Here is a 17,501-nt window from a genome sequence, read left to right as displayed (position 1 = left end):
CTTGCTCCACTAGATCTTTACAGATAAATAATCAGCAATTGGTCCAATCACCAACACTGGCATAAATTGCAAAAGCGTTAAAATCAGTACAATTCCGATTAAAGTCAGTGCAAATGTAGGCGACTCAATCTGTAATGAACCCTTGGTCTCATCTGCTTTCGGTTTGGTTGCTAGACTGACTGCAATTAAAACTGGAATGATCAGCACGCTATAACGACCTGCCAATAACGCAACACTGGTGCTTAGATTCCACCATAAAGTGTTGTCGGCTAAACCTTCAAAACCAGAACCATTATTGGCAAACGCAGACACATATTCATAAAAGACTTGGCTAATACCATGCGATGCAGGGTTTGAATTTCCTGTTAAAGATGGGAAAGCGATGGCGATTGCAGTCAAACCAAGAATCACCACAGGTTGTAAAAGAATGACCAATGCCAATAACTTAATTTCAGTAACTTCAATTTTTCGTCCAAATAACTCAGGCGTACGGCCTGTCATTAAACCTGCGATAAATACAGCTAAGAACAGATAAATAAAGAACTGTAATAAACCACAACCGATTCCACCCCAAATGGCATTGATCAGCATATTGCATAGCTCAACCAAACCCGTTAATGGCGAAGCTGAGTCATGCATCATATTGACCGAACCATTATTCACTTGTGTGGTTAAACTTCCCCACAAAGCAGAAGCTTCAGCTCCAAAACGAACCTCTTTCCCTTCCATAAGCGCAATATTTGGAATCAATGAAGATTTTTCAGTCCACAGCGCAAATAATGTTGAAATCAACGACATCAGCAACATGGTTCCCAAAATCATCCACATCAATTTTTTGCGTTGGACAAAACGACCAAGCATAAATACAACTGACATTGGGATCAGTAAGATCGCAAGCATCTCCAGCACATTGGATAATGGCGTTGGATTTTCTAAAGGCACACTACTGTTAGGACCATACCAACCACCACCATTACTACCTAATTGCTTGATCGCCACCATCGGTGCAACAGGTCCTAGAGGAATATGCTGGGTCTGAACTTCAGTGCTTCGATCTAAAACTTGGACGGTTGGACCAGCAGAAAGTGTTGATGGCACACCTTGAAAAGTCAGTAATAGAGAAAAAACCAAACCCAAAGGTACAAAGAATCGGAATAATGGTCGGATCATATCCATCCAAAAATTACCCAGATTAATATTCTTCCATGTCTTTTTCTCAGAGTTTTCTGTTTGACTCGGCTGTAAGAATAATGCTCTTAACATGGCTGTTAACAAAGCTAAACCCATAATTGGAGATAAATATTGCAAACCAACGATCACCGTCATTTGCGACAGATAAGACAATTGAGCCTGTCCTGAATAATGCTGCTGATTGGTATTGGTCAAAAATGAAATGCTGGTGTGTAATGCCAGATCCCAATTCATGTTAGGGATATGATCTGGATTTAATGGCAACCAAGCCTGTGTCATCAAGATTGCAACACTTGTGGCTAAAAGCAAAACATTACTGATGATAAAAGCGCCAAGATATTGCCGCCAATTCATACCGACTTGCTTTACACTTAAAACTACATAAATTGGTCGTTCTATCCATTTAAAAATACAATCGCTTTTCATGGGCTGAGCTTGCATTACATCTGCAAGATAGCGTCCAAGTGGATAAGCGAAAACCATTGCAAGAATAAATACAGAAATGAATTCCCACATAGCACATGCCATTAAAAAAATAAGTCAGTATTAGTATGGAAATTTAGGACGTAAATTCTCTATATTGAAATAAGAGAGCCGCGTAAATTTTGTGTAAACTTCTTTAAAATAAAGCTCAAAACCTCAAAAAGTCAGCAAAATCCAAAAGATGAAGAAAAAAATCGTATTTTTTACAAAAAATCTTTGACCTTTTTTAAAAAAATTTTTGATAAAATGCAAAAAACATATATTAATATTTTTAAATAATAATTTATATTTTTCATGATATTATCAATAAAAACACATATGTATAAAAACTTTATTAGCATTATTTTTGTTCATTTTCATGTAATCAATCGTACTCAGTAGTTCATTTAGAACATTTACTCTTATTCTAATTATGGTATTTTTGTTACATGAAGTTATAGCCAATCAGTAGCTTCTTAATACTTAGAATCTTGAAGTTCAAGGAAAGATTTAAAATGAAATTAAAATATCTTAGCACTGCCATGATCTTAGCGACGCTTCCTGCAACTGGAGCTTTTGCAGCGGCATTAGATCGTTCAGGTCAATCAATTGCTGCTTTCTTACAACCAGGAAATTATTTTGAAGCTGGTATTTCGGTTCTAGATCCTGATGTTGCAGGAAAAGATCTTGCTGGTAATAATACTGGGGACATGGCTGGCGATTATTATTTTCCACATGCAGCATTAAAGTTACAACCTACAGAAAATTTTTCATTCGGTTTAATTTACGATCAACCATTTGGTGCTGACGCTAACTACACCGGACAAAATAATTTTGTTGCAAACAACAACGATCCAGTTTTAGGTACTTTACCAGTATTCACTGGTGAAAAACCTGCTAATTCTCCGATTGGAGTAGGCTTAAATGCTGGCATTACTGGTGGTACAAGTGTTGAAGTTGATACACAAAATCTTAATTTCTTATTCGGTTTCCAACCAAATAAAAATTTAAACTTTTACGCTGGTGGTGTATACCAAACTATTAAAGGTAACGTAAACTTACGCGGACGTGCCTACAGTGTCTTTAATGGATATGATGCTAATATTCCTGAAGATTCATCATTTGGTTGGTTAGCAGGCGCTGCTTATCAAATTCCTGAAATTGCCCTTAAGGCATCTATCACTTATCGTTCTGAAATTGACCACAAAGTTAATATTAATGAGTCGATTCCTTTAGCTGGAGCATTAGTTCAGAATGCTGGAGCATTAACTGGTTTAATTACACAACTAGTTCAGCTTCAACAAATGACTCCTCAGCAAGCTGCTGCAATTGGGGGAGCAATTGGTAAGTTAGGTGGTGGTTTTGCAAGCGGTGAAACAAAAATCACGACTCCTCAGTCTGTGAATTTGGATTTTCAAACAGGTATCATGGCAAATACAGTTGCGTTTGCAAACGTACGCTGGGTGAATTGGAAAGATTTTTCAATAAAACCATATAAATTTGGTCAATTAGCTGATGCACTTGGTGGTGCTGGTTTAGTTGCTGGTAAACCAAACGGTTTTAACCTTGTTGATTACAGTAAAGATCAATGGTCTGTAACAACTGGTGTCGGTCGTAAATTGAACGAGCAATGGGCTGGTAACGTTTCTGTAGGTTGGGATTCAGGTGCAGGCAATCCTGTAACAACACTTGGTCCAACAGAAGGTTACTGGAATGTTGGTGTAGGTGTTCAATATAGTCCAACTCCTGCGACGTTTATTGCTGGTGGTGTGAAATACTTCTGGTTAGGTGATGCCAATGCTGTAACAGGCGCTCACTCAGCTGCTGGTACATTTGAAGACAACACTGCTCTCGCATACGGTTTGAAAATTGGTTATAAGTTCTAATTAATTCTGAAAAAAAGACCATCGTTATGATGGTCTTTTTTTAAGTGAAAATTAGAGTAATTACTCTCATATTATTCTATCTGTATATAATTAGCCCTAACAATAAGATAATAAATACAATTAGAGCAAATAGTCGATAAAACAATGTTATTCAATAATTTTTCATGACTTTATCAGTTCATTTATGGACATTTGTAAAATTATTTAAGCTCACAAAAATTGTGTTACTTTTCGCGCCATTCTTGTTCCAAAGTGATTTGAGAGAAAAATCAATGAAGCTTAATGCTATTCAAACGGCTCTTTTACTTAGTTTAGTTCCAACAACCACAACATTTGCTGCAGCATTGGATCGCTCAGGTCAATCTATCGCACCATTTTTACAACCCAATAACTATTTCGAAGCGGGTATTACCGTTCTCGATCCAAACGTATCTGGCAAAGATATAGCGCAAAATAGCACTGGCAATATGGCAAATCACTACTACTCGCCAAATGCTGCATTAAAGATTCAAGCCACAGAACAATTCTCTATTGGTCTAATCTATGACCAACCCTACGGTGCTGATGCGGAATATAAAGGTCAAAGTAATTTTATAGAAAGTCGTCCATTTCCATTTAAAGGTGGTACATCGGTCACCGTTGATACTGAAAATCTAAATTTATTATTCGGTTTTCAACCAACGCAAAACTGGAATTTATATGCTGGTGCGGTATATCAAACCTTAAATAGTACCGTATTGTTACGTGGTCTAAGTTATAGTGCCTATAGTGGTTATGACTTTAAAACGGGTAAAGACGAGGCAGTAGGTTGGTTAGCAGGTGCTGCTTATCAAATCCCAGAAATTGCACTTAAAGCCTCTGTTACCTATCGCGCTAAGATTAAGCATGAAATGAATGCTTATGAAAAGCATGGTATTGCAGGAATGACTACATCAGCAGATTTAAATGCTGGTTTAATTCAAATTAATAATTCTGAAGGTACAACTGAAATCACGACCCCGCAATCAATTAATTTTGATTTTCAGACGGGCATTATGGAAAACACGGTTGCATTTGCTAATCTGCGCTGGGTGAACTGGAAAGACTTTGCGATTCGTCCTTATAAATTTGGTGAAGCTTCCACATTACCTCCAATTGTAAGTAACACAGGTAAAAAAGATGGTTTTGACTTGGTTGCTTATACCGAAGATCAATACTCGATTACTGCAGGTGTCGGTCGTAAAGTGAATGAGCAATGGGCGGGTAACTTATCTGTAGGTTGGGATTCTGGTGCAGGTAATCCAGTCACGACATTAGGTCCAACTGAAGGTTATTGGAATGTTGGTGTTGGTATCCAGTACAGTCCTGCTCCAAATTACTTTATCGCAGGCGGCGTGAAGTATTTCTGGTTGGGTGATGCAAAAGCACAATCAGGTTCTCAGTTTAATACTCCAGCGTATGTTGCTGAATTTGAAAATAATGATGCAATTGCCTATGGTTTAAAGATTGGTTATAAATTCTAAGAAATCTCCCCTTACCCCTCTTTAATAAAGAGGGAAAACTCCCTCCTTTAGAAAAGGAGGGCTAGGGAGGATTAGTTATTCAGGAATATTACGTTGTGATACAGAACGAATTGCCTGTTTTAATGCTTCATAACCATGAAGTGGTGGAAATTGAGGAAATTCCGCGATGACATTTGCTGGTGCATCAAATAAGAAGCCATGATCAGCTTCACCCAGCATGGTTGTATCATTATAAGAATCGCCCGCAGCAATGACACGATAATTCAAACCATGTAATGCTTTTACTGCTTGACGCTTTTGATCAGGCTGACGCAATTTGTATGCTGTAATCATGCCATTTTCATCAGTTTCTAGCTTATGACTGAAAATCGTTGGCCAACCTAGTTGTTTCATCAAAGGATGTGCAAACTCATAAAATGTGTCAGATAAAATAATCAATTGAAAATGAGTACGCACCCATTCAACAAATTCCTTCGCACCTTCAAACGGCCCCATATCTGCAATCACAGCTTGAATATCATTTAAGCCTAGACCATGCTCTTTTAAAATGTTTAAACGTTGAGTCATTAAAACATCATAATCTGGAATATCACGAGTCGTTGCTTCTAGCTCTTTTATTCCTGTTTTTTTTGCAAAGTTAATCCATATCTCAGGGACAAGAACCCCTTCAAGATCTAAGCATACGATTTCCATGAATGCATCCAATGTTGGTTAAAAATTGCTGTATCATACCATTAAGATTTTCATTTTTGCGCTGTTGTTGAATAAAACGATTTTATTCTGCAAGATTAAAATCGTTCACAAGCAAACTGCTTTGCTTAGAATGATTTACAATTGTGCCCAAGCCTTTCGCCAGGAACATCCATGACTGTTATTCCAACTATTGACCATGTAGATGCACTCGCTGCTGAATATGCAGATAAATCACCACGAGAAATCTTAGAACTTGCATTAAGCCAACAAGGCGAAATCGCCATTTCATTTTCTGGTGCAGAAGATGTTGTATTGATTGATATCGCATCACGAATCGGCAAACCATTTCGTGTATTCAGTTTAGATACTGGTCGCTTACACGCAGAGACCTATCAATTTATCGAAACTGTTCGTAAACACTACAATATTAATATCGAAATTTGTTTTCCTGAATCGGATGCCGTTCAACAGTTTGTAAATGAAAAAGGGTTATTTAGCTTTTTTGAAGATGGTCATCAAGAATGCTGTGGTATTCGTAAAGTACAACCTTTACGTAAAAAATTAGCAACTTTAGATGGTTGGATTACAGGTCAACGTAAGGATCAAAGTCCAACTCGTAGCGATGTGCCCGTCGTTCAAGCCGATGTTGGTTTCTCTGGTGAAGGCAAGCAATTGATTAAATATAATCCACTTGCGAACTGGTCAAGTGCTGAGGTATGGAGCTATATCCGTATGATGGAAATTCCATATAATCCTTTGCATGAGCGTGGTTTTATCTCAATCGGCTGTGAGCCATGTACGCGACCTGTGTTGCCAAATCAGCATGAACGTGAAGGTCGTTGGTGGTGGGAAGAAGCGACACACAAAGAATGTGGTTTGCATGCAGGCAATCTTAAATAATAACGCCTAGCAGATTTGGTATATAAAAACCACTGATTCGTCAGTGGTTTTATTTTTTCTGACTCCTCTGTACAAAGTCATATTTTAACCAGACTAAACCGTATATACTTCACACAACGGTTCAATAATTCTAATAAGAATTATAGGGTCTGATGACATTTCACAGATGCTTGCGACAGAGGACGTTTTTAGACAATACAAGGCATGTTTTGCGAAATTTAGCCATTCTAAATGAGCAAGACATAACGCAGTAGCGGCAAAAAATGTCCCTGTCCCGTAGGGTTATGGCTAAAACTTCCCCAAACTTCGTTATGAAATTTGACAAGGAGATCGCCCTTGCCTGCATTTCACGCCTCGTTTGTGTGGTTTTAACCTATAACGCAAGGCATGGTTGAAACGTCATCAGACCCTACAAGTATCTTATAAAAAATGCAAGAGAGGCTATGTCTGCTATGCGCCCATTACACCCGATTGATTTCATTTTTCTTTCATTAGAGAAAAGACAGCAACCTATGCATGTCGGCGGTTTGTTCTTATTTGAAATTCCAGAAAATGCCTCTCCAACATTTGTGCATGATCTGGTTCAAGATATTCGCCAATCAAAAAGTATTCCTGTTGCGCCTTTTAACAATCAATTAACTGGATTGTTTTGGGGTGAAGATCCAGAGTTCGATATCGACCATCATTTCCGTCATATTGCATTACCCAATCCGGGACGTATTCGTGAATTGCTGGTCTATATCTCGCAGCAACATAGCTCACTGATTGATCGTGCAAAACCACTTTGGACCTGCGATGTGATTGAAGGAATCGAAGGTAATCGTTTTGCAATGTATTTCAAAATTCATCATGCGATGGTCGATGGCGTTGCAGGTATGCGTCTGATTGAAAAATCGCTTTCAAAAGACCCGAATGAAAAGCACGTCGTACCATTATGGTGTGTAGAGGGTAAACGTACGAAACGTTTAAAAGCTCCAAAACCACCTACAGTCAGTAAAATCAAGGGTGTGATGAATGGAATCAAATCACAACTTGAAGTCACACCTAAAGTGATGCAGGAACTTTCTCAAACATTATTCAAAGAAATGGGTAAAAATCCTGATTATGTTTCCACTTTTCAGGCACCGCCTTCTATTCTTAATCAACGTGTGAGTTCGTCTCGTCGGTTCGCTGCACAATCATTTGAACTTGATCGTCTGCGCAATATTGCAAAATCATTGGGTGTAACGATCAATGATGTCGTTTTGACGATTTGTTCTGGTGCATTACGTGAATATCTCATTAGTCATGATAGCTTGCCTAAGAAGCCACTCATTGCAATGGTACCAGCATCGTTACGTACAGATGATTCTGATGTGAGTAATCGTATTACCATGATTTTGGCAAACTTAGCCACTCATATTGAAGATCCAATTGAGCGTTTGGAAATCATTCGCCGTAGTGTACAAAATTCAAAACAGCGTTTTAGTCGTATGACAGCAAACGAAATCTTGAATTACAGTGCTTTGGTTTATGGTCCAGCAGGTTTAAATATCGTGTCTGGTATGCTACCTAAACGCCAAGCCTTTAACCTTGTCATCTCAAACGTACCTGGTCCGCGTGAACCATTATATTGGAATGGTGCAAAACTTGATGCGCTTTATCCTGCTTCTATCGTGATGGATGGACAAGCATTGAATATCACGATGACCAGTTATTTAGATAAACTTGAAGTGGGTTTGATTGCATGTCGTAATGCTTTACCGAAGATGCAAAACTTATTGACACACTTAGAAGATGAAATTCAACGTTTTGAGCAAGTTATTAAAGACTTACCTAAACAAAAAGTTGCGAATTAATTCTATAGAAAAAATAAGAGGCTTTAACAAGCCTCTTATTTTTTGATCGCACGACAGCGCTGTAAAAGTTGATGACAAGCAGATCGAATCATTGCTGTGGTAATCGGAACTTCCTTACCTTGGCTATCGACCATATAACATGTATTTACAGGGTTACTGTCCAAAACATGTTTGAAACCGTGACTCACTAATCTTTCACTGACATTCATAATTATAGACCTCTTATATTTGCTAAGACACCTGAAAGTATCTATGGCTAATTTTATAGTTCTAGTATTTAAAATTCGTGATAGAAAGTAAAATTTCAGTTGTAACAAGGATTAAGCGAAATCTTGTTACAACTTTAGCTTAAAATGATATCGTATTGCTCTTGCGTATATAAATTTTCCACTTGGAATTTTATGACGCGGTTCACAAAATGTTCTAAATCAGCCACGGCTGGGGCTTCTGCTGTTAATAGTCGATCAATCACTGCGGGATGAGCAACGACAGTAAAGCCACCCTTGGAATCAAATGCACGAGCATATCGCATGATCTCTCGAAATATTTCGTAACACACTGTCTCTGCTGTTTTCACATATCCACGACCTTGGCAGGTTGGGCACGACTCACAAAGCAAATGTTCCAAAGATTCTCGAGTACGCTTACGCGTCATTTCCACTAAACCAAGCTCAGAAACTTGAGTAATCTTAGTTTTTGCATGATCGCGTTCGAGCATTTTTTCAAACTGACGCATCACCTCTTCACGATGCTCAGCCTCTTGCATGTCAATAAAATCAATAATGATAATACCACCCAAATTGCGTAGACGAAGTTGTCGTGCAATCACTTGAGTGGCTTCCATATTGGTTTTAAAAACAGTGTCTTCTAAACTTCGACCGCCGACATAAGACCCTGTATTCACATCAATTGTGGTCATGGCTTCTGTCTGATCAAGCATCAAATAGCCGCCAGATTTCAACGCTACACGCGTTTGCAATGCTTTTTGGATATCTTCTTCGACATTGTACAAATCAAATAATGGCTTCTCACCCGGATAATGAATTAAGCGATTTTGAATTGTTGGTACAAACTCAAGCACAAAATCATTCAATTTGGCATGAATTTCGCGCGAATCGACATAGATTTTTGCGGTTTCATCACTAGCTAAATCACGAACAATTCGTTGTGGTAAAGGTAATTCTTCAAAAATCAGCTCAGCAGTTGCCACTTCTTTCTGCTTGCGTTGAATAAACTCCCAAAGTTTACTCAAGTAACACATGTCTTGAACAATAGCAGCTTCATCCACCCCTTCTGCTGCTGTGCGTACAATCACACTACCCGGTAAGTTATGCTCAGCTTGGATATGTTCAATAATACCACGCAGCCGATCTCGCTCTTCTTCTGACTCTATGCGCTGGGATACACCAATGTGATTACCATAAGGCATCAAAACAAGATAACGCGATGGAATAGAAAGATCTGTACTTAAGCGAGCACCTTTGGTACCCAACATATCCTTCATCACTTGCACAGTGAGCATTTGTCCAGGATGGAGCAGTTCAAAAACATTTGGCGTTGGCTGTGAACGTGGCCACACCATATCATTAATATGTAAAAACGCGGTTCGAGACAAACCAATATCAACAAAAGCAGCTTGCATACCTGGCAGTACACGCACAACTTTTCCTTTATAAATATTACCCACCAAACCACGCTTTACAGTGCGTTCAACAAATAATTCATTGACCGTACCATTTTCAATCAATGCGACACGACATTCCATCGGTGTGACATTGATTAGTAATTCTTCTGCCATAATCAACTCAAAACTTTTATAAAAATTCTTATATCCGAAAGTGTTTATTTCAAACTTTAACGCTTTCTAATAACTGTGCAATCTCATGTAAAGGTAAGCCAACAACGTTGCTGTAACTTCCTTTGATTTGAGGAATATATTGAGCAGCAATTCCTTGTATTGCATATGCACCAGCTTTCCCAATTGGTTCACCTGTTGCCCAATATTTTTCCATCTCGACCTGATTGAGCTGTTGAAATTCAACTTGTGTTCGTACCACTTGACTCAATACTTGTGCCGATGTAGCAACACATACTCCTGAATAGACATCATGCCATTGCCCAGAAAGCTGCGACCAAATCTCAAAAGCATGTTGCTTTGACGCTGGTTTACCAATAATTTTGCCATTCACACTTAAGCTAGTATCCGCGGCGATCACAATCGCACTTGGAAACTGGCTTAAAACGACTTGTGCTTTATGACGAGCAAGCCGCTCAACATAATCCGTAACGCTTTCATTTTCTTGTACAGTCTCATCCACATCTGGACTAAAGATATCAAAATCCAACCCCAGTTGTGTCATTAGCTCCTGCCGACGTGGTGAGCTTGAAGCAAGAATTATATCCGCCATTTATGCAAACAATAATAAATTACTGGCCAAGCTAAAATACTTGTACCCAAAGGTTGCCAATGTCTTGCAATGGTAAAATGCGTTCCTGAAATTGTTTGGCTAATCCACAGAAAAGTAATATGTGCAATCACGGCAAGTGTTGCGATGACCCATGAATTTCCAAAAGTCAAAATACGACGTTCACGAATAAAATATCGGGTTGCAAAGGTAATTAATACAAAACTGAGTGCATTCAGACCTAAAGGTGCATCCAATAATAAATCAGTAAAAATACCCATCCCAAATGCAAACCAAACACCGCACCAAACAGGTTGATACAATATCCAAAACAACATGATCATCAACATGATTACTGGTCGCCAACCAGCAGCTTCATACGACATTGGATATATAAGCAAAACCGACCCAATGACGATTGAAATAATGATCATCCATAATGGGTCTTTGCGTTTCTCAAAATTTAACTTAGCGATCGGCATACGGTTGCTCCTGCGCTAAAGATTCTGAGAAGAGGACAACCACATGATGACCACTTGCCAATTGTGCAGCAGGTTTGACACTGATTTCGGCAAACTCACCTGAAGTATGTCGACTAACTTTAGATACAGTACCCACCAAATAACCTGCTGGAAAATGTTCACCCAAGCCAGAACTAAACACTTTATCCCCAACCTTAATATCAGCGCTAGTTGGTACATATTCCATTTTGAGCTGACCTAAATCGCCTGTTCCAGAAATGATTGCACGCATTCCTGTACGCTCCAAACGTACGGACAATGAATGTTCTTTATCGGAAAGCAACATAATACGAGCACTATGCGGGTAGACATTAATCAACTGCCCCATAATCCCTTTATCATCTAAAACAGTTTGTCCAATTTTTAAATGATCAACTGAACCACGGTTGATAATAATAATATGGCGTAAGGGATCTGCATCTGTACCAATCACCTCAGCAATTTGCATACGACCATCAATAATTAACGGCGTATCCAAAAGACCACGTAAACGGTTATTTTCCGCAGAAAGCTCTGAAAGTTTTTGTAGACGGACTTGTGCTTGGAGGAGTTCAGCTTGCATTGCGGTGTTTTCACGACGCAATTGAGCTTCAGATTTGGTTTGTTGGTTTAGCCATTCTCGCGAAAGTACAGGATAGCTCGCTAGCGCATAAATTGGATTATACGCCGCATATAAGACATCCCTTGCTGGCTGAATTACATAAGGCATGCGCCAATCAAAGAAAAGCACAACCAAACATGTAATGACCGCAATGATAAATGAGCGAAAAGATGGCGGTTGTCTTGAAAAAAGATTCGGTTGCACCGCCTAGTCCTTATGAATTAACCAACAAAAAGCATGTCATGGTTTGGATTGTCAAAGAATTCTAAAACTTTACCGCCACCACGTGTCACGCAAGTTAAAGGATCATCCGCAACAATCACAGGTAAACCTGTTTCTTGAGCAAGGAGTTTGTCTAGGTTACGCAGTAATGCACCGCCGCCTGTTAAAACAATACCACGTTCAGCAATATCAGAAGATAACTCTGGAGGTGTTTGTTCTAAAGCAGATTTCACAGCACTGACAATACTTTGTAATGGATCTGAAATCGCTTGTGAAATTTCATCAGAAGTGACTGTGATCGCACGAGGAACACCCTCAGCTAAATTACGTCCACGCACTTCTATTTGTAGCGTTTTTCCATCAGGAATAGCCATACCGACTTCTTTCTTGATCGTTTCAGCCGTTGTTTCCCCAATCACGCAACCATGTGCTTTACGAACATAATTGATAATCTGTTCATCAAAGACATCTCCACCGATACGTAATGAATCGGCGTAAACACACCCTTGTAATGAGATAATCGCAATTTCAGTGGTACCACCACCCACATCAACGACCATCGAACCACATGCTTGCTCTACTGGCATACCTGCACCAATCGCAGCAGCCATCGGCTCTTCGATGAGACGAACATCACGCGCACCAGCATTAAATACTGCTTCACGAATCGCACGACGTTCAACCAACGTTGATTTACATGGTACACACACCACAACACGAGGTGCTGGTGGGAACAAACGCTTTTCGTGTACTTTACCAATAAACTGATTCAACATGGTCTCAGTCACTTCAAAATCGGCGATCACACCGTCTTTCATTGGACGAATCGCTGAAATATTCGCTGGTGTACGACCTAACATTTGTTTAGCATCAAGACCAACAGCAGCTACAATTTTTTGTGAACCACTATGGCGAATTGCCACAACAGTTGGTTCATTTAAAATAATGCCACGGCCTGGTGCATAAATAAGTGTATTTGCAGTACCTAAATCAATGGCTAAATCCGGCGAAAACAAGCCAATTAGTCGTTTTAGAATCACGGGTGCGTTCTCAATTAAACTTTGTATGGATGCAAGTTGGCAACTTTAACGAAATGTGATGCTTTGAACAAGTCAATCGCTTATTATAACGCACGATATTTTGCAATTTTTTGATACTGAATTAGGTAATGTTATGTCTACATCATCAGATGCTCAGCAGACAACGGACTTAAATGCACAGACCGTTTCAGCGATTGCACACCTTGCTCGTTTGTCTTTGAACGATACGCAATCTACTGAATATGCTGAAAGTTTAAATAAAATCCTTGGCATGATGGAAAGCTTAAAAGGCATTAATACAGATGATGTTGAGCCTTTAAAAAGCCCATTTGATAATCCACAGCCTTTACGCGTAGATGTTGTTAGCGAAACCAATCATCGTGATGAATATCAAGCGATAGCACCTGCTACAGAAGCAGGTCTATACCTTGTACCTCGTGTAATTGAATAATTTATATTCAATTCGTCAATAATTTATATTTAGAATGTAAAGAAATTTTTCATATGACAGATTTACATCGCTTATCAATTCGTGAACTCTCTGAAGGCTTAAAACAAGCCCAATTTTCATCACGTGAATTGACTGAACATTATTTAAAACGTATTGCCCAAATTGACCCAAAAGTAAAAAGTTATGTGACGGTAACCGCAGAACAAGCACTTGCTGAAGCAGATGCTGCTGACGCAGCGCTCAAATCTGGCAATCCACATGCACTTGCAGGGATTCCACTGGCACACAAAGATATTTTTTGTACCCAAGGGATTAAAACCACTGCCGGTTCAAAAATGTTGGATAACTTCATTTCACCTTATGATGCGACTGTGGTTGCTAAAGCAAAAGCTGCGGGTCTTGTGACTTTAGGTAAGGTGAACATGGATGAATTCGCTATGGGTTCAACCTCTGAAAGCTCTTACTTTGGTGCAACAGGCAACCCATGGGCATTAGATCATGTTCCAGGTGGTTCATCAGGTGGTTCTGCTGCTGCTGTAGCAGCAGATTTGGCTCCAATTGCGACTGGTACTGATACAGGTGGTTCTATTCGCCAACCTGCTTCATTCTGTGGCTTAACAGGCTTAAAACCGACTTATGGTCGCGTATCACGCTTCGGTATGATTGCGTATGCATCATCACTGGATCAAGGTGGTCCAATGGCACGTTCTGCGGAAGACTGTGCTTACTTGATGAATGTGATTGCAGGTCATGATGCTAAAGACTCAACTTCAATCAACAAAGAAGTGGACGATTACGTTGCTAACTTGAACGACACAGCGGTGAAAGGTCTACGCATTGGTATTCCAAAGCAATACTTCAATGTGGCAGGTTTAGACGCAGATGTAAAAGCACGCGTTGAAGAGTCATTGAAAAAGTTAGAGGAAATGGGTGCGACCTTGGTTGAGATTAATCTCAAAATGACTGAAGCCTATGTACCAACTTACTACTTAATTGCACCTGCGGAAGCATCTTCAAACCTGTCACGTTTTGACGGTGTGCGCTATGGCTACCGTTGTGAAAATCCAGTGGATTTAATGGACTTGTATAAACGTTCTCGTTCAGAAGGTTTTGGTGCCGAAGTACAACGTCGTATCTTGATCGGAACTTATGCCCTGTCTGCGGGTTACTACGATGCATATTATGTGAAAGCACAAAAAGTACGTCGTTTGATTCAGCAAGATTTCCTCAAAGCATTTGAAAATGTCGATGTGATTGCAGCACCATCTGCACCAACGACTGCGTACAAAATCGGTGCAAACCTCAGTCCAACTGAAATGTACTTAGGCGATATCTATACCCTTGCTGTGAACTTGGCGGGTCTACCCGCCATCAACGCACCTGTTGGTTTCGCTAAAGATAGCTTGCCTGTGGGCTTACAGTTGATTGGTAACTATTGGTCAGAATCACAATTGCTTTCGATTGTGCATCAATATCAACAAAATACAGACTGGCATACCAAACGTGCGGCAATTGCTGAGGAGAATGCATAATGACTGAAGCTCAAAAGTTGGCTCCTTCATCAAAGCTGATTGACGGTTGGGAAGTCGTTATCGGGATTGAGATCCACACTCAGCTTGCAACTCAATCAAAAATCTTCTCTGGTTCATCAACTGAATTTGGTCAAGACCCAAATACGCAAGCCAGCCTTGTTGATTTGGCGATGCCGGGTGTATTGCCTGTATTGAATGCAGAAGTCGTTGATCTTGCGATTCGCTTCGGTTTGGGTATTAACGCGTATATCGACCAAGCCTCTGTATTTGCACGTAAGAACTACTTCTACCCAGATTCGCCAAAAGGCTACCAGATCAGCCAGATGGACAATCCGATTGTGGGCTTGGGTCATATCGATATCCAGCTTGAAGATGGTACTGTAAAGCGTATTGGCGTGACTCGTGCCCATCTTGAAGAAGATGCAGGTAAATCGATTCATGACCAATTCGAAGGTATGTCTGGTATCGACTTAAACCGTGCGGGCACACCATTGCTAGAAATCGTGTCTGAGCCTGATATGCGTTCGGTTGAAGAAGCGGTTGCATATATTAAATCAATTCACACGCTCGTGCGTTGGTTAGGGATTTCTGACGGTAACATGGCAGAAGGTTCATTCCGTGCCGACTGTAACGTGTCACTGCGTCGCCCGGGTCAACCATTCGGTACGCGTTGCGAGTTGAAAAATCTCAACTCATTCCGTTTCATCGAGCAAGCGATCAATGTTGAAATTGAACGCCAAATGGAAATTTTGGAAGATGGCGGAAAGATTGACCAAGAGACTCGTTTGTTCGATCCGAACAAGATGGAAACTCGCTCAATGCGTTCAAAAGAAGAAGCGAACGACTATCGCTACTTCCCTGACCCAGACTTATTGCCAGTGATCATTGCTGATGAGCAGATCGAAGCGGCTCGCGCTGCTCTGCCAGAATTGCCTGCAGCACGTCGTGAGCGCTTTACTGCTGATTTCGGTGTGACTGAGTACGATGCGCATGTATTGACGCTGTCACGCGAAATGGCAGACTTCTACGAGGCTGTTGTAGCTGCTGCTGGCGGTGCGAAGCAAGGTAAAGTTTCAGCAAACTGGGTGATGGGTGAATTCTCAGGCGCTTTAAACAAAGCGGGCCTAGAATTGGCGGACTCTCCAGTTTCTGCTGAGCAGTTGGGTGGCATGATCGCGCGTATTGTCGACAATACGATTAACGGCAAAATTGCGAAGCAAGTGTTTGGCTTTATGTGGGAAGCAGAAGGAAAATCTGCAGATGACATTATTGCTGAGAAAGGCTTAAAGCAAGAAACCGATACAGGTGCGATTGAAGCGATTATCAAAGACGTGCTTGCAGCCAATGAAAAAATGGTTGAAGAGTACAAGTCTGGTAAAGAAAAAGCCTTTAATGGTCTGGTTGGTCAAGTCATGAAAGTTGCAAAAGGCAAAGCAAACCCAGCTCAAGTAAATGAATTGATGAAGAAATTGATTGGTTAAACTGATCTAATTTCTAACAAAACCCGCTTTAGAGCGGGTTTTTTATATTTTTAATTTATTACGATCATCATCAATATAAGACATTGTAATATCAATCAGACAATCAATTAATTCTTCAAAAGTAAAACCCATATTTTGAGATGAAAAGAAATTCATCGTCAGTGCAACACTGGAATTAATTAAAACATATACCATCATTTTTAGATTTTTTATTCTCAATACCTCAGGATGTTTCACCGCGTATTCAATCGCTAATGTATTGATCGCCTTGACGGCTTTTACATGACTGGCTTCAGTACTGTATTTACTTGAAACGCTCAGCCAATAAAAATATTTATTCTCATCTGCTGCTAAAAACTCACCAATATGTAAAAAAATAGATCGAATCGCTTCGGGAATTTCCATTTCCTGAATCGTTGGAATGACCTCGTAAATCACCTTAGCCAGCTCAGCAATAAAGTGTTGTTGCATCTCTACAAATAAGGCTTCTTTATTTTTAAAATATTCATAAAAGCTTCCAGATCCTACGCCTGCAATCTCACAAACTTTCAACACGGTAGTGTGATCCAATCCATTGTTTTTTACTGATATAAATCCTGCATCAACTATATATCTATAGGTATTTTTAGACCTACTTTGTTTTGGTTTTCTTATAGTTACCATTATAAAAATCTCATCCTTAAATCCGTCTTTTTTCCGTATAAATTCACTGATAGATTCTATATACATACTAAATTTTGTTCAAATTATCTTCTACAGATGACAAGGAAAAAAAG

The 17,501-nt window shown here is 39.8% G+C and carries 16 protein-coding genes; 7 read left to right on the top strand and 9 right to left on the bottom strand.

All coding sequences use genetic code 11. The features are described 5' to 3' along the window. Nucleotides 1-9: 9 nt before the first annotated feature. Nucleotides 10-1,707 carry a potassium-transporting ATPase subunit KdpA gene (gene kdpA / locus NGC85_RS03765; protein WP_254804885.1) on the bottom strand — a complete coding sequence of 566 codons (1,698 nt, stop codon included), beginning with the start codon at nt 1,705-1,707 and terminating at the stop codon, nt 10-12. 461 nt (nt 1,708-2,168) lie between these two features. On the opposite strand from kdpA, the gene NGC85_RS03760 reads away from it, so the two are divergent. Further along, the gene (locus NGC85_RS03760; RefSeq protein ID WP_254804884.1) at nt 2,169-3,539 is read left to right on the top strand and encodes an outer membrane protein transport protein; all 1,371 of its coding nucleotides are present in this window, start codon (nt 2,169-2,171) and stop codon (nt 3,537-3,539) included. Nucleotides 3,540-3,811: 272 nt separating this feature from the next. Then, entirely contained in the window at nt 3,812-5,041 is a 1,230-nt protein-coding gene (locus tag NGC85_RS03755; RefSeq protein WP_254804883.1) for an OmpP1/FadL family transporter, read from the top strand. A gap of 75 nt (nt 5,042-5,116) precedes the next feature. On the opposite strand, the gene thrH is transcribed toward NGC85_RS03755, so the two are convergent. Beyond that, complete coding sequence (thrH, locus tag NGC85_RS03750) at nt 5,117-5,734, bottom strand: bifunctional phosphoserine phosphatase/homoserine phosphotransferase ThrH (RefSeq protein ID WP_254804882.1); 618 nt, start codon at nt 5,732-5,734, stop codon at nt 5,117-5,119. A gap of 171 nt (nt 5,735-5,905) precedes the next feature. On the opposite strand from thrH, the gene NGC85_RS03745 reads away from it, so the two are divergent. Both NGC85_RS03745 and NGC85_RS03740 read left to right on the top strand, forming a co-directional pair. Then, on the top strand, nt 5,906-6,634 hold the full coding sequence (locus tag NGC85_RS03745; protein ID WP_169109243.1) for a phosphoadenylyl-sulfate reductase: 729 nt from the start codon (nt 5,906-5,908) through the stop codon (nt 6,632-6,634). Nucleotides 6,635-7,086: 452 nt separating this feature from the next. Then, entirely contained in the window at nt 7,087-8,472 is a 1,386-nt protein-coding gene (locus NGC85_RS03740) for a wax ester/triacylglycerol synthase family O-acyltransferase (protein WP_005055800.1), read from the top strand. Between the two features lie 35 nt (nt 8,473-8,507). Here NGC85_RS03740 and NGC85_RS03735 read toward each other — a convergent pair whose 3' ends face one another. The 6 genes from NGC85_RS03735 to NGC85_RS03710 all read right to left on the bottom strand — a co-directional run bounded on the left by NGC85_RS03735 (nt 8,508) and on the right by NGC85_RS03710 (nt 13,261). Further along, on the bottom strand, nt 8,508-8,681 hold the full coding sequence (locus NGC85_RS03735; RefSeq protein WP_005055801.1) for a PA1571 family protein: 174 nt from the start codon (nt 8,679-8,681) through the stop codon (nt 8,508-8,510). Nucleotides 8,682-8,815: 134 nt separating this feature from the next. Beyond that, a complete protein-coding gene (gene rng, locus NGC85_RS03730; protein ID WP_005055802.1) occupies nt 8,816-10,270 on the bottom strand; it encodes a ribonuclease G in 1,455 nt (484 codons plus the stop codon). Nucleotides 10,271-10,319: 49 nt separating this feature from the next. Next, nucleotides 10,320-10,880 (bottom strand): Maf-like protein, encoded by a 561-nt coding sequence (locus tag NGC85_RS03725; RefSeq protein WP_254804881.1) that lies wholly within the window; start codon nt 10,878-10,880, stop codon nt 10,320-10,322. After that, nucleotides 10,868-11,359: a rod shape-determining protein MreD gene (gene mreD, locus NGC85_RS03720; RefSeq protein WP_169109241.1), complete on the bottom strand. Its 492-nt coding sequence runs from the start codon at nt 11,357-11,359 to the stop codon at nt 10,868-10,870. Before mreD ends, NGC85_RS03725 begins: the two co-directional genes overlap by 13 nt. Beyond that, complete coding sequence (gene mreC / locus NGC85_RS03715) at nt 11,346-12,203, bottom strand: rod shape-determining protein MreC (RefSeq protein ID WP_005055805.1); 858 nt, start codon at nt 12,201-12,203, stop codon at nt 11,346-11,348. Before mreC ends, mreD begins: the two co-directional genes overlap by 14 nt. Nucleotides 12,204-12,220: 17 nt before the next feature. Continuing rightward, nucleotides 12,221-13,261, bottom strand: a complete 1,041-nt coding sequence (locus NGC85_RS03710) for a rod shape-determining protein (RefSeq protein ID WP_005055806.1) — start codon at nt 13,259-13,261, stop codon at nt 12,221-12,223. 133 nt (nt 13,262-13,394) lie between these two features. Between NGC85_RS03710 and gatC the strand changes: the two genes are divergently transcribed. The 3 genes from gatC to gatB are packed head-to-tail and all read left to right on the top strand — an operon-like array spanning nt 13,395 to nt 16,725. Beyond that, nucleotides 13,395-13,712 carry an Asp-tRNA(Asn)/Glu-tRNA(Gln) amidotransferase subunit GatC gene (gatC, locus tag NGC85_RS03705; protein WP_005055807.1) on the top strand — a complete coding sequence of 106 codons (318 nt, stop codon included), beginning with the start codon at nt 13,395-13,397 and terminating at the stop codon, nt 13,710-13,712. 53 nt (nt 13,713-13,765) lie between these two features. Next, nucleotides 13,766-15,244: an Asp-tRNA(Asn)/Glu-tRNA(Gln) amidotransferase subunit GatA gene (gene gatA / locus NGC85_RS03700; protein ID WP_254804880.1), complete on the top strand. Its 1,479-nt coding sequence runs from the start codon at nt 13,766-13,768 to the stop codon at nt 15,242-15,244. After that, nucleotides 15,244-16,725, top strand: coding sequence for an Asp-tRNA(Asn)/Glu-tRNA(Gln) amidotransferase subunit GatB (gene gatB / locus NGC85_RS03695; RefSeq protein ID WP_254804879.1), 1,482 nt, complete (start codon nt 15,244-15,246; stop codon nt 16,723-16,725). Before gatA ends, gatB begins: the two co-directional genes overlap by 1 nt. 42 nt (nt 16,726-16,767) lie before the next feature. Here the strand turns inward: gatB and NGC85_RS03690 are convergent, their stop codons facing one another. Next, nucleotides 16,768-17,388 carry a TetR/AcrR family transcriptional regulator gene (locus NGC85_RS03690; protein WP_254805545.1) on the bottom strand — a complete coding sequence of 207 codons (621 nt, stop codon included), beginning with the start codon at nt 17,386-17,388 and terminating at the stop codon, nt 16,768-16,770. Between the last annotated feature and the right edge of the window lie 113 nt (nt 17,389-17,501).

Origin of the sequence: Acinetobacter sp. Z1, from assembly GCF_024296945.1 — a bacterium.
Taxonomy (GTDB): domain Bacteria; phylum Pseudomonadota; class Gammaproteobacteria; order Pseudomonadales; family Moraxellaceae; genus Acinetobacter; species Acinetobacter beijerinckii.
This window is presented reverse-complemented; position numbering and strand designations above follow the sequence as displayed.

Excerpts from the sequence above, each read along its gene's own strand:
- NGC85_RS03745 (WP_169109243.1), top strand. The coding sequence starts at position 5,906 with ATGACTGTTATTCCAACTATTGACCATGTAGATGCACTCGCTGCTGAA.
- rng (WP_005055802.1), bottom strand. The coding sequence starts at position 10,270 with ATGGCAGAAGAATTACTAATCAATGTCACACCGATGGAATGTCGTGTC.
- NGC85_RS03690 (WP_254805545.1), bottom strand. The coding sequence starts at position 17,388 with ATGGTAACTATAAGAAAACCAAAACAAAGTAGGTCTAAAAATACCTAT.
- NGC85_RS03760 (WP_254804884.1), top strand. The coding sequence starts at position 2,169 with ATGAAATTAAAATATCTTAGCACTGCCATGATCTTAGCGACGCTTCCT.
- NGC85_RS03740 (WP_005055800.1), top strand. The coding sequence starts at position 7,087 with ATGCGCCCATTACACCCGATTGATTTCATTTTTCTTTCATTAGAGAAA.
- gatC (WP_005055807.1), top strand. The coding sequence starts at position 13,395 with ATGTCTACATCATCAGATGCTCAGCAGACAACGGACTTAAATGCACAG.
- kdpA (WP_254804885.1), bottom strand. The coding sequence starts at position 1,707 with ATGTGGGAATTCATTTCTGTATTTATTCTTGCAATGGTTTTCGCTTAT.
- NGC85_RS03755 (WP_254804883.1), top strand. The coding sequence starts at position 3,812 with ATGAAGCTTAATGCTATTCAAACGGCTCTTTTACTTAGTTTAGTTCCA.
- gatB (WP_254804879.1), top strand. The coding sequence starts at position 15,244 with ATGACTGAAGCTCAAAAGTTGGCTCCTTCATCAAAGCTGATTGACGGT.
- gatA (WP_254804880.1), top strand. The coding sequence starts at position 13,766 with ATGACAGATTTACATCGCTTATCAATTCGTGAACTCTCTGAAGGCTTA.
- NGC85_RS03735 (WP_005055801.1), bottom strand. The coding sequence starts at position 8,681 with ATGAATGTCAGTGAAAGATTAGTGAGTCACGGTTTCAAACATGTTTTG.
- mreD (WP_169109241.1), bottom strand. The coding sequence starts at position 11,359 with ATGCCGATCGCTAAGTTAAATTTTGAGAAACGCAAAGACCCATTATGG.
- NGC85_RS03725 (WP_254804881.1), bottom strand. The coding sequence starts at position 10,880 with ATGGCGGATATAATTCTTGCTTCAAGCTCACCACGTCGGCAGGAGCTA.
- thrH (WP_254804882.1), bottom strand. The coding sequence starts at position 5,734 with ATGGAAATCGTATGCTTAGATCTTGAAGGGGTTCTTGTCCCTGAGATA.